The organism is Nocardioides renjunii (assembly GCF_034661175.1).
In the GTDB taxonomy this organism is placed as follows: domain Bacteria; phylum Actinomycetota; class Actinomycetes; order Propionibacteriales; family Nocardioidaceae; genus Nocardioides; species Nocardioides renjunii.
The window spans coordinates 2768958-2785952 of the sequence record NZ_CP141058.1 but is presented as its reverse complement, the minus strand read 5'-3'; the positions used below and the strand labels follow the sequence as shown (position 1 = coordinate 2785952).

13 protein-coding genes are annotated in these 16995 nt (G+C 73.2%); 6 read left to right on the top strand and 7 right to left on the bottom strand.

The window, feature by feature from the left end; all coding sequences use genetic code 11:
• Nucleotides 1-9: 9 nt before the first annotated feature.
• A complete protein-coding gene (locus tag SHK17_RS13275) occupies nucleotides 10-924 on the top strand; it encodes a hypothetical protein (RefSeq protein WP_322919526.1) in 915 nt (304 codons plus the stop codon).
• Here SHK17_RS13275 and glpK read toward each other — a convergent pair.
• Both glpK and SHK17_RS13265 read right to left on the bottom strand, forming a co-directional pair.
• Nucleotides 921-2390 (bottom strand): glycerol kinase GlpK, encoded by a 1470-nt coding sequence (glpK, locus tag SHK17_RS13270; protein WP_322919525.1) that lies wholly within the window; start codon nucleotides 2388-2390, stop codon nucleotides 921-923. The two genes, SHK17_RS13275 and glpK, sit on opposite strands and share 4 nt — an antisense overlap.
• Entirely contained in the window at nucleotides 2387-3253 is an 867-nt protein-coding gene (locus tag SHK17_RS13265; protein ID WP_322919524.1) for a DUF1028 domain-containing protein, read from the bottom strand. Before SHK17_RS13265 ends, glpK begins: the two co-directional genes overlap by 4 nt.
• Before the next feature lie 66 nt (nucleotides 3254-3319).
• On the opposite strand from SHK17_RS13265, the gene SHK17_RS13260 reads away from it, so the two are divergent.
• Entirely contained in the window at nucleotides 3320-4534 is a 1215-nt protein-coding gene (locus SHK17_RS13260; RefSeq protein ID WP_172274085.1) for an MFS transporter, read from the top strand.
• 345 nt (nucleotides 4535-4879) lie between these two features.
• Here the strand turns inward: SHK17_RS13260 and SHK17_RS13255 are convergent, their stop codons facing one another.
• Nucleotides 4880-6076, bottom strand: coding sequence for a pyrophosphate--fructose-6-phosphate 1-phosphotransferase (locus SHK17_RS13255; RefSeq protein ID WP_322919523.1), 1197 nt, complete (start codon nucleotides 6074-6076; stop codon nucleotides 4880-4882).
• A 167-nt stretch (nucleotides 6077-6243) separates the two neighbouring features.
• Between SHK17_RS13255 and SHK17_RS13250 the strand changes: the two genes are divergently transcribed.
• The 4 genes from SHK17_RS13250 to SHK17_RS13235 all read left to right on the top strand — a co-directional run bounded on the left by SHK17_RS13250 (nucleotide 6244) and on the right by SHK17_RS13235 (nucleotide 11635).
• A complete protein-coding gene (locus tag SHK17_RS13250; protein ID WP_322425478.1) occupies nucleotides 6244-7698 on the top strand; it encodes an APC family permease in 1455 nt (484 codons plus the stop codon).
• 63 nt (nucleotides 7699-7761) lie between these two features.
• Entirely contained in the window at nucleotides 7762-9123 is a 1362-nt protein-coding gene (locus tag SHK17_RS13245) for a metallophosphoesterase family protein (protein WP_322919522.1), read from the top strand.
• A 74-nt stretch (nucleotides 9124-9197) separates the two neighbouring features.
• On the top strand, nucleotides 9198-10535 hold the full coding sequence (locus SHK17_RS13240) for a class II 3-deoxy-7-phosphoheptulonate synthase (RefSeq protein WP_322919521.1): 1338 nt from the start codon (nucleotides 9198-9200) through the stop codon (nucleotides 10533-10535).
• A gap of 98 nt (nucleotides 10536-10633) precedes the next feature.
• Nucleotides 10634-11635, top strand: a complete 1002-nt coding sequence (locus SHK17_RS13235; RefSeq protein ID WP_322919519.1) for a threonine aldolase family protein — start codon at nucleotides 10634-10636, stop codon at nucleotides 11633-11635.
• Here SHK17_RS13235 and SHK17_RS13230 read toward each other — a convergent pair.
• From SHK17_RS13230 to SHK17_RS13215, 4 genes are all read right to left on the bottom strand, one after another.
• Nucleotides 11613-12746 carry a zinc ribbon domain-containing protein gene (locus SHK17_RS13230; RefSeq protein WP_322919518.1) on the bottom strand — a complete coding sequence of 378 codons (1134 nt, stop codon included), beginning with the start codon at nucleotides 12744-12746 and terminating at the stop codon, nucleotides 11613-11615. The two genes, SHK17_RS13235 and SHK17_RS13230, sit on opposite strands and share 23 nt — an antisense overlap.
• A gap of 102 nt (nucleotides 12747-12848) precedes the next feature.
• Nucleotides 12849-13748: a DMT family transporter gene (locus SHK17_RS13225; RefSeq protein ID WP_322919516.1), complete on the bottom strand. Its 900-nt coding sequence runs from the start codon at nucleotides 13746-13748 to the stop codon at nucleotides 12849-12851.
• Between the two features lie 17 nt (nucleotides 13749-13765).
• A complete protein-coding gene (locus SHK17_RS13220) occupies nucleotides 13766-15928 on the bottom strand; it encodes a Stk1 family PASTA domain-containing Ser/Thr kinase (protein ID WP_322919515.1) in 2163 nt (720 codons plus the stop codon).
• A 166-nt stretch (nucleotides 15929-16094) separates the two neighbouring features.
• Entirely contained in the window at nucleotides 16095-16868 is a 774-nt protein-coding gene (locus SHK17_RS13215; protein WP_322919514.1) for a lytic transglycosylase domain-containing protein, read from the bottom strand.
• Nucleotides 16869-16995: the final 127 nt, after the last annotated feature.

The window sequence follows — 16995 nt, the reverse complement described above, 5'->3', positions numbered from 1 at the left end:
GATCACCCCATGCCCGACTCGAGGTCCGACCCGCTGCTGCAGATCGCCGACGACCTCTACGCCCTGCCGCTCGCCGACTTCACGCCGTCGCGCGACGCGCTCGTCAAGGAGCACAAGGCCGACAAGGCCCTCGCGGCCGGCATCAAGGGACTGCGCAAGGCGTCCGCCGCCGCGTGGGTGGTCAACCTCCTCGTGCGCCGTGACCCCGACCAGGTGGACCAGGTCCTGGCGGTGGGCGCGGCGTTGCGCGACGCCCAGGAGAACCTCGACGCGGCCCAGCTGCGCGAGTTCACCAAGCAGCGTCGCCAGCTCACCGCCTCGGTCACCACGGCAGCGCGCCGGATGGCCCGCGAGGAGGGCGTCCGGACGACCGAGTCGGTCGCCGACCAGGTCGAGGCGACCCTCACCGCGGCGATGCTCGAGCCCGACGCCGCCCGGGCGGTGCGGAGCGGACTGCTGGTGACCGCCATCGAGGCCACCGGTCTCGGCGACCTCGACCTCAGCGGCGCGGTGGCGCTGCCGGAGGCGCTCGGCTTCAGCGCCACGGCCCGACCCGCCCCGGGCCCCGACCCGACCACCCGGCCCCAGCTGCACGTCGTACCCGACCCGGACGCGGACGCCAAGGCCCGCGCGGCAGCCGACGAGCGGCTCTCCGATGCCAGGTCGGCGCTGTCGGAGGCGGAGAAGGAGCACCGGGCCGCGCGCCGGACCGTGGAGAAGCTCCAGGCCCGGACGCTGCAGGTGCAGTCCGAGATCGACGAGCTGCGCAGCCGGATCGCGGAGCTCGAGGGTGCGCTGGAGGAAGTCGACGACGAGCTGGGCGACGCCGAGGCCGTCCAGGCCGAGACCGAGGAGGCGGTGGACGAGGCGCGCGAGGAGGCCGAGACGGCGCGTGCCGCCCGCGACAAGCTCCGGGGCGGCTAGCCGGCCCAGCCCTTCGACCGCTCCACGGCGTCGCTCCAGCGGGCGTACGACGCGTCGAGCGCCTCGCGGTCACCGGCCGGCTCGAAGCGCCGGTCGAGCGCCCACGTGTCGCGCAGGTCGTCCGTCGAGGCCCAGAGGCCGGTGCCGAGCCCGGCGAGGAAGGCCGCCCCGAGGGCGGTCGTCTCGACGATCTCGGGGCGCTCCACGGCCCGACCCACCTGGTCGGCCTGCACCTGGCACAGCAGGTCGTTGGCCGCCGCGCCCCCGTCGACGCGCAGGGTCGTCAGCCCGGGCAGGGTCTCGAGGACGTCGCGGACCTCGAAGGCGATCGCCTCGAGCGTGGCCCGCACGAGGTGCGCCCGCGTGGTGCCGCGGGTGATGCCGATGATCAGGCCGCGCGCGTGGGGGTCCCAGTGGGGTGCGCCGAGCCCCGTCAGTGCCGGCACGAACACCACGCCGTCGGTGTCGTCGACCGTGGCCGCGATGGCGGCCGTCTCCGCGGCGCTGCCGACCACCTGCAGCCCGTCGCGCAGCCACTGCACCGCCGCTCCGGTCACGAAGATGGCGCCCTCGAGGGCGTACGTCATCGCGCCGTCGGGGCCGCGCCAGGCTGCGGTGGACAGCAGGCCGGCGTCGCTGCGCACCACCGCGTCACCGGTGTTGGTGAGGATGAAGGACCCGGTGCCGTAGGTGCACTTGGACTCGCCCTCCTCGAAGCAGGTCTGCCCGAAGAGCGCGGACTGCTGGTCGCCGGCGATGCCGGCGATGGGCAGCGAGAGCCCGAGGAACACGGCCGGGTCGGTCGGTGCGACCTCGCCCCAGTTGGGGACCAGGTCCGGGAGGGCGTCGCGCGGGACGCCGAACAGGTCGCAGAGCTCGTCGGACCAGTCGCCGCCCTCGAGGTCGAAGAGCAGGGTGCGGCAGGCGTTGGAGACGTCGGTGACGTGCCAGGTGCCGCGCGTCATCCGCGCCACCAGGTAGGAGTCGACGGTGCCGACGGCGTACCTGCCGGACTCGACGAGGGCCCACGTGTGCGGCTCGTGCTCGGCGAGCCAGGTGAGCTTGGTGCCGGAGAAGTAGGGGTCGAGGCGCAGCCCGGTGAGCTCGGCGACCCTCTGCTCGTGGCCCTCGGCGCGCAGCCGGTCGCAGATGTCGGCCGTGCGCCGGTCCTGCCACACGATGGCGCGCCGCGGCGAGCCCAGCGTCTCGCGGTCCCAGAGCACGACCGTCTCGCGCTGGTTGGTGATGCCGACCGCGGTGAGCTCGGACCGGTCGACCTTGCCGAGCACCTCGCGGGTAGCCTCGAGGGTGGCCTGCCAGATCTCCTCCGGCGAGTGCTCGACCCAGCCGCGCTGCGGGAAGTGTTGGCTGAACTCCTGGTAGCCCTTGGCCCGGATCCGGCCGTCGGCGGTCACCACCACGGCCGTCACGCCGGTCGTGCCGGCGTCGATGGCCAGGATGCTCACGCGGGGTCCCCGCCCTGGGCCGCGTCGGGGTTCTGGTCGCGGATGATGGCGAGGATCCGCCGGTCGATCCACGCGGGTCGCGCACCGGAGTCCACGCGCATCTCGTAGTTCTCCGAGCCCACCCACATGTGGAAGCTCTCCTTGCCGTCGGCCTTCGCCAGCGCCTCGAGCTCCATCATCAGCGCGTCGTCGACGGGCACCTGCTCCTCGGGGGTCGAGGCGGTGAGGTAGAGCTCGTTGAGGCCGACCAGCCGCGCCAGCTCGGTCACGGGGTCGCTGTGGTCGTCGACCCGGAGGTCGACGGCGACGTCGTCGTGGCCGCCGTAGCCGGCGCCGTCGCGGACGACGAGCAGCGCGGCCGACTGGCGCCCGCGGCTGTCCCCACCGGCGGCGTCGCCGGCCGTCAGCGCCGCGAGGAGCCGGCGCTCCAGCGACAGGTCACCGGCGTCCTGCCACGCCCGCTCCATGGCCTCGACGACCTCCGGGCCGGTGAGGATGTTGCCCTGGATGGCGTAGCCGCCGCGCTCGCCGCTGCGACCGGTCACCCCGCCGGCCCACGCGAAGCACTCCGCCCCCGTCCACGTGGCGGCGTTGCCGTCGGAGTCGACCACGCCGACCTGGCGGTGCTCGCGTCCCTCGTCCTCCTCGACGAGGCGGTCGAGGGCGACCTGCGCGGTGGCGCCCTCGTCGAGGTGGGCGAGGCCGAGGTACTTGTAGGAGATGTTGGCGTCGGCCTGGGTGGCGATGGCCCCCACGCCGGCTGCGGCGGCGGGCACGGCGGAGCCGACCGCCAGGAACTTGGAGGCCACGGCCACGCCCCAGGATTCGCCGTCGTCGGACCTGGCCACGATCGAGAACGTCATGCACCGAAACATAGCCGGAGCCGGCCCTAGGGTGAGGGTGTGCTGTCCCGTCTCGGATTCCCCCGCGTGGGGGAGCATCGCAGGTTCGTCACGGCCATCGTGGCCGACACCGTCGGCAGCGGGCTCTTCATGCCGATCACGCTGCTCTACTTCCTCGCCATGACCGACCTGTCGCTCGTGCAGATCGGCTCCGCGCTGTCGTTGTCGGCGATCCTCACGATGCCCGGCGCGTTCGTCATCGGCACCCTGGTGGACCGCTTCGGGCCCCGCCTGATGATGCTCGGCGGCAACCTCGTCCAGGCCGCAGGGATGGTCGCCTACCTGTGGACCGACTCGCTGCTCGCGGTGGCACTGTGGACGGCCCTGCTCAACGTCGGCCGGCAGGCGTTCTGGGGGTCCTTCGGCAACGTGGTGACCGCGATCTCGGCGCCGGGGGAGCGGGAGGTCTGGTTCGGCTTCCTGCAGGCCGTGCGCAACCTCGGCTACTCCGTCGGCGGCGTGCTGGCCGGCATCGCCCTGCAGGTGGGCACGGACGTGGCCTTCCAGGCGGTGGTGGTCATCAACGCGGTGACGTTCGTGGTGGCGTTCGTGCTGCTGCTCGACGTGCCCGACCACCGCGTCGCCCACGCGGACGATGCGCCGGTCGAGGGCTGGGGCGTCGTGCTGCGCGACCGCGCCTACCTCCGGCTGGTGGTCGCCCAGCTGGGCTTCGTGACCGGGATGATGGTCCTCAACTTCGCCCTGCCGGTCTACGCCGCCGAGACCATCGACCTCCCCGGCTGGGTCGTGGGAGCGATCTTCACGCTCAACACCGCCCTGGTGGGCCTGGGGCAGGGACTCGTCGTCCGCGGGATGACCGGGCAGGTCCGCGCCCGGATGATGGGGCTGGCCCAGCTGGTCTTCGTGGCCAGCTACGCCATGTTCGTCGTCGCCGGGTGGCTGCCGGTGTGGCTCGCCGTGGTGGTGATGCTCGCGGGATCGGCGGTCTACACGTTCGGCGAGCTGACCGGTGGCCCGGTCTTCAGCGCGACGGCGGCCGAGGCCGCCCCCGACCACCTCCGCGGGCGCTACCTCGGGCTCTTCCAGCTCAGCTGGGGACTCGGCGGTGCCGTGACGCCGGTGGCCTTCACGTGGCTGCTCGCCCACGGCGACACCACCCTGTGGTGGGTCCTCGGGCTCGTGGCGCTCGTCAGCGCGGCGTACCTCCAGACGCTGCCGCGGGTGCTGCCCGCCGCCGGCGCCCGTGTCACGCAGCGCGCCCCGGAGCCGGACGCCGCCTGAGGGTGGGGGCTGCCGGCCGGTCCGCCGGTCCGCCGGTCCGCCGCTGGGTGGCGGCAGATTGCAGCTTCGGGATGCCACGGGTGCGATGTGCCGCCACCTTGCCGACGTACGCCGTGGGGGTGGCGGCAGATTGCAGTTTCGGGCTGGCACGGGTGCGATGTGCCGCCACCTTCCCGACGTACGCCGTGGGGGTGGCGGCAGGTTGCAGGCGGCGGGCGTCCGCAACAGCGATGTGCCGCCACCTTCCCGACGTACGCCGTGGGGGTGGCGGCAGGTTGCAGGCGGCGGGGGTCCGCAACAGCGATGTGCCGCCACCCACCGCCGCAGACGAAGCCGGCCGGGCCCTCAGCCCTGGCCGATCCCCGCGAGCAGCTCGGTGAACCACGGCTGCGAGTCGTCGAAGGGCTTGTGGCCGGCGATCCGCTCGAACTCGATGGAGCGCAGCTCGTCACCGCGGTCCTCGTCGTGACCGATGACCCCGGGCCGGCCCTCGAGCGCGCAGGTCACGGCCAGCTCGGCCATCTCGCGGATGAGCGCCAGGTCGGTGTCGTTGGCGGGCGCGGAGCGGGAGAAGTAGCCGGACTTCTGCACCATCTGCTTCTCCGCGCCGATCTCGCGCGCGAACCGCTCGGCGAAGTAGCGGCCCGGGTTGATCGTGTCGATCTTGACGTGGCCGAAGGGGTCGCGACCCACCGTCTCCCCGGCGGCCTCGAGGTCCGCGACGATGTCGTCGATGCCGGCCCCCTCGGCGAGGAAGATGTTGACGCACCCGATCTCGTCCATGACCGCGCGCAGCCGCGTCGCCTCCGCTGCCAGGTCGATGCCGCGCTCGGGGACGTAGACCGCGTGGATCGCCCAGCGGCGCGGGTCGAGCCCGATCCCGGGGAGCCAGTCCTGCTCGGCGTGCCAAGCCATGTAGTCGCGCGCTGCGGCGGCGGTCAGCCAGCCGCTCGCGCGGCCCATCACCTCGTGCACGATGAGCATGCGCGGGTTGGAGCCGTGCTCGGCCAGGACGTTCTGCGCGAACCGTGACGCCTGCTCGGCGGCGGTCTGGGCGCCGAGGCTCTGCCGGATCGGGACGATGTCGTTGTCGATGGTCTTGGGCAGGCCGACGACCGTGAGCTCGGAGCCCTGGGTGCGGAGGTACGCCGCGAGGTCGGCCGCCGCGGTGTTGGTGTCGTCGCCGCCGATGGTGTGCAGGACGTCCACGCCGTCGGCCTGCAGCCGGGCCGCCGCCACCTCCAGCGCGGTCTCGTCCTCGCCGATGAGCCCGCGACGGCGGCAGTCGGCGTCGTTGGTCAGCTTGACCCGGCTGTTGCCGATCGGGCTGCCGCCGAAGCGATGCAGCAGCGAGGCGCCGGCACGCTCGTCGGGCCCGATCGTGACGCTGTTGCCGGTGAGCAGGCCGTGGTAGCCGTGCCGGTAGGCGATCAGCTCGATCTCGGGGTCGGTGGCGTCGTAGGTCTCGATCAGGGCACCCACGGCGGAGGACAGGCACGGGGCGTAGCCGCCGGCCGTCAGGAGCGCAACACGCTTCGGCATGGGCGACAGGGTAGTTAGAACGATCCAACACCGGAAGGGCGGTCCGGCGCCGTGGGCCCCCGGACGACACGGTGCACCCCGAGGGGGAGGGGTGGTTGCCACCTCCCACGCGGAGGTCCATTGTGAGCCTGACCGCGCACGTGCGTGGACCGACGAGGGGAGTCTCGATGAGCGCCACGGAAGCGACCCAGAAGGACGTCAACGGATCCGAGCCGGAGCTCAACCGGGTGATCGGCCCCCGCCTGCTGCTGCTGTTCATCGTCGGGGACATCCTCGGCACCGGCGTCTACGCCCTCACCGGGTCGGTCGCTGGTGAGGTCGGTGGTGCCGCCTGGGCGCCGTTCCTCGTGGCGTTCGTGGTCGCGACGATCACCGCCTTCTCCTACCTCGAGCTGGTCACCCGATACCCCCAAGCCGCCGGTGCCGCGCTCTACACGCACAAGGCGTTCGGCATCCACTTCGTGACGTTCCTGGTGGCGTTCACCGTCATGTGCTCCGGCATCACCTCGGCGTCCACGGCGTCCAACGCCTTCGCCGGCTTCCTCAACGACGGCTTCGACCTCGGCTTCGAGGTGGGCGGCGTGGGCATCCTCGTCACCGCGCTGGCGTTCATGGCGCTCGTGGCGGCCGTGAACTTCCGCGGCGTGGGCGAGAGCGTCAAGGCCAACGTCGTGCTCACGCTCGTCGAGCTGTCCGGTCTGCTGATGATCATCTTCATCGGCCTGTATGCCGTCACCCAGGGCAACGCCGACTTCTCGCGGGTGGTGGTCTTCGAGAGCCCCAGCGACAAGAGCACCTTCTTCGCGATCACCGCCGCCACGTCGCTGGCGTTCTTCGCGATGGTCGGCTTCGAGGACTCGGTCAACATGGCCGAGGAGTGCCACGACCCGATCCGCGACTTCCCGAAGATGATGCTCACCGGCCTCGGCGTCACCGGGGTGATCTACCTCCTGGTCTCGATCACGGCGGTGGCCCTGGTGCCGGTCGGCGACCTCACCGACCCGGCCAAGGGGCAGGCGCTGACCCAGGTGGTGGCCGCCGGCGCTCCCGACTTCCCCTTCGACACGATCTTCCCCTTCATCGGCATGTTCGCCGTGGCCAACTCGGCGCTCATCAACATGCTCATGGCCAGCCGCCTTCTCTACGGCATGGCGAACCAGGACGTCCTTCCCCGCGTGCTCGGCAAGGTGCACCGGACGCGGCGCACGCCGTGGGTCTCCATCCTGTTCACGACCGCGATCTCGTTCGCGCTGATCATCTACGTCGTCCGGGCGAGCGCGTCGGAGGAGGGCGCCACCTCGGTGGCCCTGCTGGGCGGCACGACCGCCCTGCTGCTGCTGTGCGTCTTCACCGTCGTCAACATCGCGCTGATCGTCATCCGGCGCCGCCCGTCCGACCACCAGCACTTCACCGCCCCGACGGTGCTGCCCTACGTCGGCGCCATCACGTGCGCGTTCCTGGCGGGTCCGTGGGCGCGCAGCGAGGAGCAGCAGGAGCAGTACGTCATCGCGGGCTTCCTGCTCCTCGCCGGGCTGGTGCTCTGGGTGGTCACCTGGCTGGTCAACCGGGGCGGTCGGGCGAAGAAGACGGGGTTCCGCGACATCGAGCACCTCGAGGACTGAGCCCCTCCGCGACACGGCCGGGCACCTACCGGCCGGGTGGGTCGCGCCATCTACGGTTGGCGCGTGACTCGACGACCCCTCGGCCCGGTGCTCGCCGTGCTGATCGCCTCGGCGCTCGGCTGCACGTCGGTCAGCCCGTCGGCGCCGTCGGCGAGCGCGACGCCCGGCGGGGACGAGTCCGGTGCCACGGTGCGCCCGACGCCTCCGGCGCAGGATCCCGCCGCACGCGAGCCCGGGGGCCCGCGCGACCGCCCCCAGGTGCCGCACGCGCCCGACGTGCCCGGTGCCTACCGCTTCATCTCAGCGCCCGACTTCCTCAACCAGGACGTCGCCGACCTCACCGCCGGGGGCCGCGAGGAGTACGTCGTCGAGGCCACCGGCGAGGTGGCCAACTCCACCAACTCCGAGTACGACGTCGCGCTCGACCGGGTCCTCGACGAGATGGGTTCACACGGCACCGACGACGTCCTCGTCGCCGGCGACCTCGTCGAGGGCCGGTGGGGCCGCGACGACTCGGGCACCGGGGTCTTCGGGCCGGTGCGGACCGAGGCCCAGCGGCTCCGGGCCTGGCGCCGCGCGGCCGCGGTCTACTACCCGGCCTGGCGCGAGCGCTTCGCCGAGCGCGGCCTGCGGACCTACACCGCGGTCGGGGACCACGAGCTCGGCGACGACCCGTGGCGGGCGCCGCACAGCCCGTGGGTCGACTTCAAGCGACGACACGTCCCGCAGTTCAAGGAGATCTACGCCGAGCAGATGCTCACCCGCGCCGACGGGACGCCCCGGTTCACCGACCGGCCCCGCCGCGGTCCGGCCCGCGACACCGCGTACGCCGTGCGCCTCGACGCCGACGTCCTGCTCGTCACCCTCGACGTCTTCGAGCGCCGCGACGGGGACGTGCACACGTCCCTCGACCCGGCACAGCTGCGCTGGCTGCGACAGGTGCTGCGCCGAGCCCGCGCCGACGAGGTCCCCTGGGTGGTCGTGCAGGGACACACGCCGATGACCGCCGACGTCCGCACCCGCAGCTCCAGCAGGCTGGTCTACGAGCGCGGCGCGCGCTCGGACCTGTGGCGCACCATGGTCGAGGGCGGCGTCGACGTCTACCTGAGCGGTGAGGTGCACGACCAGACGGTCCACCAGCGCGACGGGATCCTCGAGGTGTCCCACGGGTCGCTGTTCTACCGCGGAGAGGCGTCTTACGTCGTCGGGCAGGTGACGGGCGACCGCCTCGTGCTCGAGAACCGGCAGTTCCGCGGCGAGGTCGGCTTCGAGGACCGGCTCTGGACCACCTCGCGACAGGGTGCGCCGGGTCACATCAGCTATCCGCGCCGCTCGATCGTCACGGGGACGCTGGAGGCCAGCCGCACCCGCTCCGGCGGGGTCCGCGTCGACGACGCCGACGGCATCTTCACGCTGCGGCGCTGATCGCTCCCCGACCGGTCCGTTCAGGGGTCGGTCACGGTTCGGGCGACCTGCGGCGCCCGCCGTACCCTTGCAGGGTGAACGCCATCCCCACCCTCGAGCAGCTGCACGCGCTCGGGCCCCTGCAGCAGCCGCGCTACCCCGACGCCGGGGCGGTCGACGCAGCCGTGGCCCGACTGAGGACCGCGCCGCCGCTGGTCTTCGCGGGCGAGTGCGACGACCTCACCGAGAAGATCGCCGCGGTCACCCGCGGCGAGGCCTTCCTGCTCCAGGGCGGCGACTGCGCCGAGACCTTCGCCGGCGTGACCGCCGACAACGTCCGCAACAAGCTGCGGGTGCTGCTGCAGATGGCGGTCGTCCTGACCTACGCCGCCTCCGTCCCGGTCGTGAAGCTCGGCCGGCTCGCCGGGCAGTACGCCAAGCCGCGCAGCTCCGACGAGGAGACGCGCGACGGCGTGACGCTGCCGGCCTACCGCGGCGACGCCGTCAACGGCTACGACTTCACGCCCGAGGCGCGCATCCCCGACCCGCAGCGGCTGGTCGACGTCTACAACTCCTCCGCGGCGACGCTCAACCTGGTGCGCGCCTTCGTCACCGGTGGCTACGCCGACCTGCGCCAGGTGCACACCTGGAACACCGACTTCGTGCAGTCCTCGCCGTTCGGCCAGCGCTACGAGGCCGTGGCCGACGAGATCGAGCGGGCGCTGACGTTCATGAAGGCCATCGGCGCCGACCCGGACGAGTTCCACCGCGTCGACTTCCACTCCAGCCACGAGGCGCTGCTGCTGGAGTACGAGCAGGCGCTGACCCGCATCGACTCGCGCACCGACCTGCCCTACAACGTCTCGGCCCACTTCGTGTGGATCGGCGAGCGCACCCGCCAGCTCGACGGCCCCCACGTCGAGCTGATGTCGCGGATCAAGAACCCGATCGGCATCAAGCTCGGCCCGACCACCACCCCGGACGACGCGCTGGCCTACGCCGCCCGGCTCAACCCGGAGAACACCCCCGGCCGGCTCACCTTCATCACCCGCTTCGGTGCCGGCAAGATCCGCGACGGCCTCCCGGCCCTCGTGGAGAAGGTCAGCGCCGAGGGCCTCAACGTGGCGTGGGTCTGCGACCCGATGCACGGCAACACGTTCGAGGCCTCCTCGGGCTACAAGACCCGCCGCTTCGACGACGTGATCGAGGAGGTGCAGGGCTTCTTCGACGTCCACCGCAGCCTCGGCACGTGGCCCGGTGGCGTGCACGTCGAGCTCACCGGCGACGACGTCACCGAGTGCATCGGCGGCGGCGAGGAGATCGACGAGGCCGGCCTGGCCAACCGCTACGAGTCGGTCTGCGACCCGCGCCTCAACCGGGTGCAGTCCCTCGAGCTGTCGTTCCTCGTCGCGGAGATGCTGCGCAAGGCCTGAGCACCGCCCGAGCGGTGAGTGAGGCACCTTTCCGGGCGGCAGAACCTGGCTCACGCACCGCTGCCCGGTACGCCTGCGACGCCGGGTAGGTTCGCCCCGTGATCGACCTGCGCTCCGACACCCTCACCCGGCCGACCGACGCGATGCGCGAGGCGATGGCCCGCGCCGAGGTGGGCGACGACGTCTACGGCGAGGACCCGACGGTCACCGCCCTGCAGGAGCGCGTCGCGGACATGTTCGGCCACGAGGACGCGCTGTTCACGCCCACCGGGTCGATGGCCAACGTGCTGGCGGTCGCGTCCCTCGTCGCCCCCGGCGAGGAGGTGCTCTGCGAGTCCTCCGCGCACATCGCCCGCGCCGAGCTGGGCGCGCACGGGGCGATCAGCGGCATCACCATGCGCACCTGGACCCACCCCCGCGGGCAGGTCGACCTGGCCGCGGTCGAGTCCCTCCACGCGCCCGACATGGGCCCCTTCTTCGTCCGGACCGCCGCGGTGTCGGTGGAGAACACGCACAACTTCGCCGGCGGTGCGGTGCTGCCGCTCGAGGACCTCCGGGCCCTGCGCGCGTGGGCCGACGGCACGGGCACCCGGATCCACCTCGACGGCGCCCGGCTGTGGAACGCCCACGTCGCCACCGGCACCCCGCTCGCCGACTACGGGCGCATCGCCGACGTCCTCGCGGTGTGCCTGTCCAAGGGCCTGGGTGCGCCCATCGGCTCGCTGATGGTCGGCTCGGCGGACGCCGTGGCCGAGGCCCGGGTGCGCCGCAAGCGGATGGGCGGCGGGATGCGGCAGGTCGGCGTCCTGGCCGCGGCGGGGGCGTACGCCCTCGACCACCACGTCGAGCGGCTCGCCGAGGACCACGCGCACGCGCGGCTGCTGGGCGAGGCCCTGGGCCTCGACCCGGCGACGATCGACACCAACATCGTCGTCGTCGAGCGCCCCGACGCGGCGGCGTTCGTGGCGGCAGCGGCCGAGGAGGGCGTCCGGATCGCCGCGGTGGGTCCGCGGACCGTACGCCTGGTGACGCACCTCGACCTCACCGAGGCCGATGCGCAGCGGGCGGCGGCCGTGCTCAGCCGGCTCGCCGGCCGATGACCGACACCTCGCTGATCGCGGTGTAGTCGCGCCCGAGGTTGCCGCTGCCCGGCGGGGTCACGGAGCCGATGGTGATCGTGACGGTGCCCGTCTCCACCGGCGGGACCTTGAGCGTCTGCAGCCCGGGTCGCTCGGCGAAGGTCTGGTCGACGGAGGTGCCGTCGTCGAAGGTCCAGGTGACGGCGAGGATGCGGCGGTTGTTGGGGTACCAGTCGACGCCGGCGACCTGCTTGGCGTAGCCGTTGACGAGCCCCACTCGCGACACCACGCCGGGCTCGGTGAGGGTCACCGTCACGGCCTGGCCGGTGGCGTCGCCGGCGGTGCGCCACGTGGTGCTCGGGTCGCCGTCGCCCATCTGGCTGGCTTCGTAGGCCACCAGGTTGCCGTCGAAGTCGGTCGTCGGGGGACCGGTGCCGGGCACCTCGAAGGTGGCCCCGCGTGCCAGGTCGAGGCGCTCGCCGACACCCGTCGGTCCCTCGTCCGGCGCCTCGCCCTCGGACGCGGATTCCTGCGGACGCTCGGCGGCACTGCCCGCTGACGTCTCCTCCGTCGTCGGGTCGGAGGCGGTGTCGTCGCCGTCGGTGCCGAGGACCCGGAGCAGCACGAACACCAGCGCGAGCAGCACCACCGCACCGACGACCCAGGCGATCCAGGCGCGTCCGCGGAGCGGGGCGTCGGCGTCGAGGTCGTCCACCTCCTCGTAGGGGAGCAGCTCGACGCGCGGGTCCCACTCCGACGCGCGGCGCGCGGGCGCGGGTCCTGGGGCGGTGACCGGCGGGACCGGGGTCGGGTCGGCGGCCTGCACGGGCATCACGGTGGTCGCCTCCGGAGGGGTCGGTGCCGAGGTGCTCGGCTCCGGGGTGTGATCGGTGGCCGGCTCGGTGGTCGGCTCGGTGGTCGGGTCGGGCGTCGGGTCGGGCGTTGGCGCGGCCGGTGCCTCGTCCGCTCGGGTAGCGGGCTCGACGACCGCTGCGGCCGTCGGCGCGGCGACGGGCGCCGCGACCGGCGGTGCCTCCTGGCGCACTGGTGCGGGGGCGCCGATGCGGTGGCCGCAGTTGAGGCAGAACCGGCCCACGCCCAGCTCGGCCCCGCACGCCACGCACCTGTCCACGCGCCCACGATAGGGGGACGCGCCCACGGCGTGCCTCCTTCCCAGGGACAGGGTCGACGGGCGGTGGACGCTGAGGTCGCCCGAGAGGTCGTCGCATGCGGGTCAGACGGCGATGTGCGTGACCTCGCCCTCGACGACGCGGCGTGGCGCGAGCTCGACGGTGAGCATCGCGACGAGGACCATCGACCCGCCGAGCAGCAACCGGGTGGTCAGGCTCTCGCCGCCGAGCCAGACGGCGAAGAAGGAGGCGAACACCGGCTCCATGCTCATCAGGATCGCGCTGCGGGTCGGCGGCAGGTGGGCCTGCGCCCAGGTCTGCGCGAAGAGGCCGAGCGCCGCGACCACGACGGCCATGTAGAGCACGGACAGCCAGTCCGACGTGCGGTCGGGCAGGACGATGCCGTCGTGCGCGGTCGCCACCGTGCAGACCGTCGCGATGACGACCATCTGCAGGATGGTCATGCCCAGGGCGTCCTGCGGACGCGACCAGGCGCCCAGCCCCACGATGTGCAGCGCGTAGAGCACGGCCGAGGTCAGTGTGATCAGCTCGCCGTAGCCGATGCTGAAGCCGTCGAGCGCCAGGACGCCGAGCCCGACGGTCGCCAGCACCACGGCGGCCCAGGTGACGGGCGGGATGCGGGTCTTGAGGATCGCGGCCGCGAGCAGCGGCGTGAAGACGACGTAGAGGCCGGTGACGAAGCCACTGACGCTCGCCGGGGTGTGCGCCAGGCCGGCCGTCTGCAGGATCTGCGCCACGCCGTAGAGCAGTCCGAGGACGGCGGCGTGCGTGCGCACCTCGGGGGAGAGCCGGCCCAGCGCCCGCGGCGCCACGACCAGGAGCACCACCGAGGCGATGGTGAAGCGGACGGCGAGGAAGTCGAGCGTCGGCACCCGCTCGAGCAGGTCCTTGATGAGGAAGAACGTGCTGCCCCAGCAGGCCGCGATGGCGAGGAGTGCGGCACTGGCCAGCAGGGTCGTACGACGGGTCTGCTCGGCGTGCACGCCGACAGGCTAGGACCTCAGACGACGAACAACGTGATCGTGGATCCCTTGGGCACGCGCTCGCCCTCACCGGGGTCCGAGCTCGAGACGTAGCCGAGGCCGAGGTAGATCTGGGCCTGCTCGGTCTCGACCTCGAAGCCGAGGTCCTCGAGCACGTCCGTGGCCGCCTCGACGCCCATCGCCTCGAGCCGCGGCACCTCGACCAGCTCCGGTCCCAGCGAGACCACGAACGACACCGTGTCGCCGCGGAACAGCGTGCCGGTCGCGGGGTCCTGCGAGATGACGGTGCCCTCGGGGACGGTGTCGCTGTACTCCTCGCCGGCCACGCTCACCTCGAGCCTGCGCTTCTCCAGCGCGGTCCGGGCGGCGTCGAACGACCGGCCGGTCCAGTCCTTGACCTCGATCGGCTTACGGCCGCGGCTGAGCACCAGGTCGACGGTGGCGCCCGGCTTGAGGACCGTTCCCACCTTCGGCGAGGTGCGGATGACCTGTCCCTCGGGCACCGTCTCGCTCCACCGGCCGACGCTCTCGCCGAAGTCGAGGTTGGTCGCGGCCAGCGCGTCCTGCGCCTGGTCCTCGGTCTGCCCGGCCAGGTCAGGCACGCCGTAGCGCTCCGGGCCGAGGGAGAGGACCAGGGTGACGGTGCCGCCGTCGAGGACCCGGTCGCCGGGACCGGGATCGGTCGAGATGACCAGCCCGGCGGCGAGGTTCTCGGAGTATGCCGGCTCGCCGACCTCGGCCTCCAGGCCGGCGGACTCGAGCTCGGCGGTCGCCGTGGCCTCGTCGACCGACAGGACGCCGGGCGTGGTCGTGTAGCGCTCCCAGCCGAACCACCAGGCCCCCGCGCCGACCCCGGCCACCAGCAGGACGGCGAGCACGAACGCGATCGGACCCTTCCGGGAGCGGCGACTCGCGGTCGTGGCGACGGGGGCGACCTTCGACGGCGCCCGCCCGGGAGCGGGGCCCGGACGACGCGGCGCGTCGGCGCTTGCGGGCAGCGCGGTGGTCGCCGCCTCGACGGACCCCGTGCCGTCCGGGCGCGGCGTGGTCGTCATCGGCTCGGTCATCGGGGCCGGCGCGGGACCCGTCGAGGGCACGAGGTGGCGCTCGAGGGCGGTCGTCCGGTCCGGGCTGCCGTCGGCGACGAGCCCGGAGTCGCGCGGGTCGACCTCGGTGAGCAGGGCCAGCGCGCCGGCGTCGAACGGCTCGGGCGTGGTGTCGTTGCGGGTGTCGCCGGCGGTGCCCGCGCCGTCGTCGCCGGGGACCCGGCGGGGGAGGAGGTCGGTGGCGAGGTCCGGGTCAGACGCGAGTCCGTCGCGCAGCGCCTGCTCGACGCGGTGCAGGTGGTGCAGCAGCACCGTCGCGTCGGCGGGACGCTGGTCGCGGTCGCGCGAGGTGGCGCGGGCGACGAGCGCGTCGACGTAGTCGGGGATGTCGGGCTGCAGCACCGACGGCATGGGGACGTCGTGGTGCACGTGGCGGTAGGCCACCTGGATCGGCGACTCTCCCTCGTGCGGCTTCTTCCCGGTCAGCAGCTCGTGGAGCACGACCCCGGCGGCGTAGACGTCGGCGCGGGCGTCGGCCCTGCCGTCGACCACGAGCTCGGGAGCGAGGTAGGACACGGTGCCGATCAGCACCCCGCCGGTGGCGGTGTGCTGGGTGTCGGCGCTGACCGCCTTGGCCAGGCCGAAGTCGGCCACCTTCACCCGGCCGCCGTGCGCCTCGTCGGCGATGAGGACGTTCTCGGGCTTCACGTCGCGGTGCACCAGCCCGGCGCGATGGGCGGCGGCGAGCGCCGAGACGACCGGCTCCAGCAGCGCGAGCGCCCGGGTGGGAGGCATCGGCGCCTCCTTGCGGATCACGTCGCGCAGCGTGTGGCCGGGCACGTACTCCATGACCAGGAAGACGGTGTCGGTGCCGTCGGAGGTGTCGTCGCCCTGGTCGTAGACACCCACCACGTGGGGGTGGTTGAGGCGGGCCGCGGCGCGGGCCTCGCGCACGAACCGCTCCGCGAACGCCTGGTCGTCGCCGAGGCCGGGGTGCATCACCTTCACCGCGACCGTCCGGTCGAGGCGGGTGTCGGTGGCCTCGTAGACACTGGCCATGCCGCCGCGGGCCACCCGGGAGAGGATGCGGTAGCGACGGTCCAGCAGCCGTCCGACCAAGGGGTCGCCAGACACGCCGGGCGCGGCTGCGCGGGCGTGCTCGGATGGCTCCACTGATCGACCTCCAACGCCGGACGGGGAAGGATCCGGCGCGACCATCGTACGGAAGGGCCGCGTGCGGCCACGCCGACGCGCGGGCTCCGGCGTGGCGTGGCGTCCCGCGCCTGCCGGGCGCGGACGCTCAGGCCGGTGGCCGGCCGTCCTCGAGGCGGCGCTTGATGGCCTCGACGTTGCGGACGTACGTGCGGGTCTTGTCGTAGAGGCCGTGGCGGCGCACCGCGCCGAGGCCCTGGTAGTAGGCGCCGATCTTGTGCGCGCGGCGCTCGGTGTGGGTCGCGAGCACGCGGAGCAGCAGGACCCCGGCCCTCGCGTTGTCGCCGAGGCGGCGCAGGTCGAGCGGCCTGCCGGCGTAGTGCTCCATCCAGCGACCCGTGGAGGGCAGGACCTGCATGGCGCCGATCGCACGCGCGTGCGACACCACGTCCATCTGCCACCCCGACTCCTGCCAGGCCACGGCCAGCGCCAGGTGCGGGTCGACGTCGTGACGGCGTGCGGCCCCGGCGATCACCCGGCGCACCTTCTCCCGGTCGCCGTCGGGGTGCTGCCACGCCGCGGCGGCACGGTCGTCGTCCGGCGACCCGCCCGTGCGCACGACCGGGATCACGATCTCCTGCCCCACCCGCAGGCGCCCGGCGCTGCCGAGGTGGTTGTGGGCGAGGATCTCCGCGGTCCACGCGTGGAACCTGACGGCCAGTCCGGAGGCGGTGTCGCCGGGCTGGACGACGTACGAGACCGGGGTGCGGCCGGCAGGCAGGCGCTCGTGGTCCGCGCGGGCCGGTGCGGCGACCCCGAGCGAGCCACAGGTCACCGCGAGGCCGAGCACGAGGTTCGCCAGGGTCGTTCCCGGGCGGCTCCGGGCGATGCTGCGGGTCGGGGTGCGGTCGGGTCGGGGCACGGCTGCTCTCCTTGCTCGTCCGTTGCGCCCGGGTCCGGGGACCCGGGAGGGAAGCGCGCGAACGAGCACTCGACGTTACCGACCCGGCTCCGCACGGGCGTGTCGGGGCGCCGGCCGGGCGTGTCGG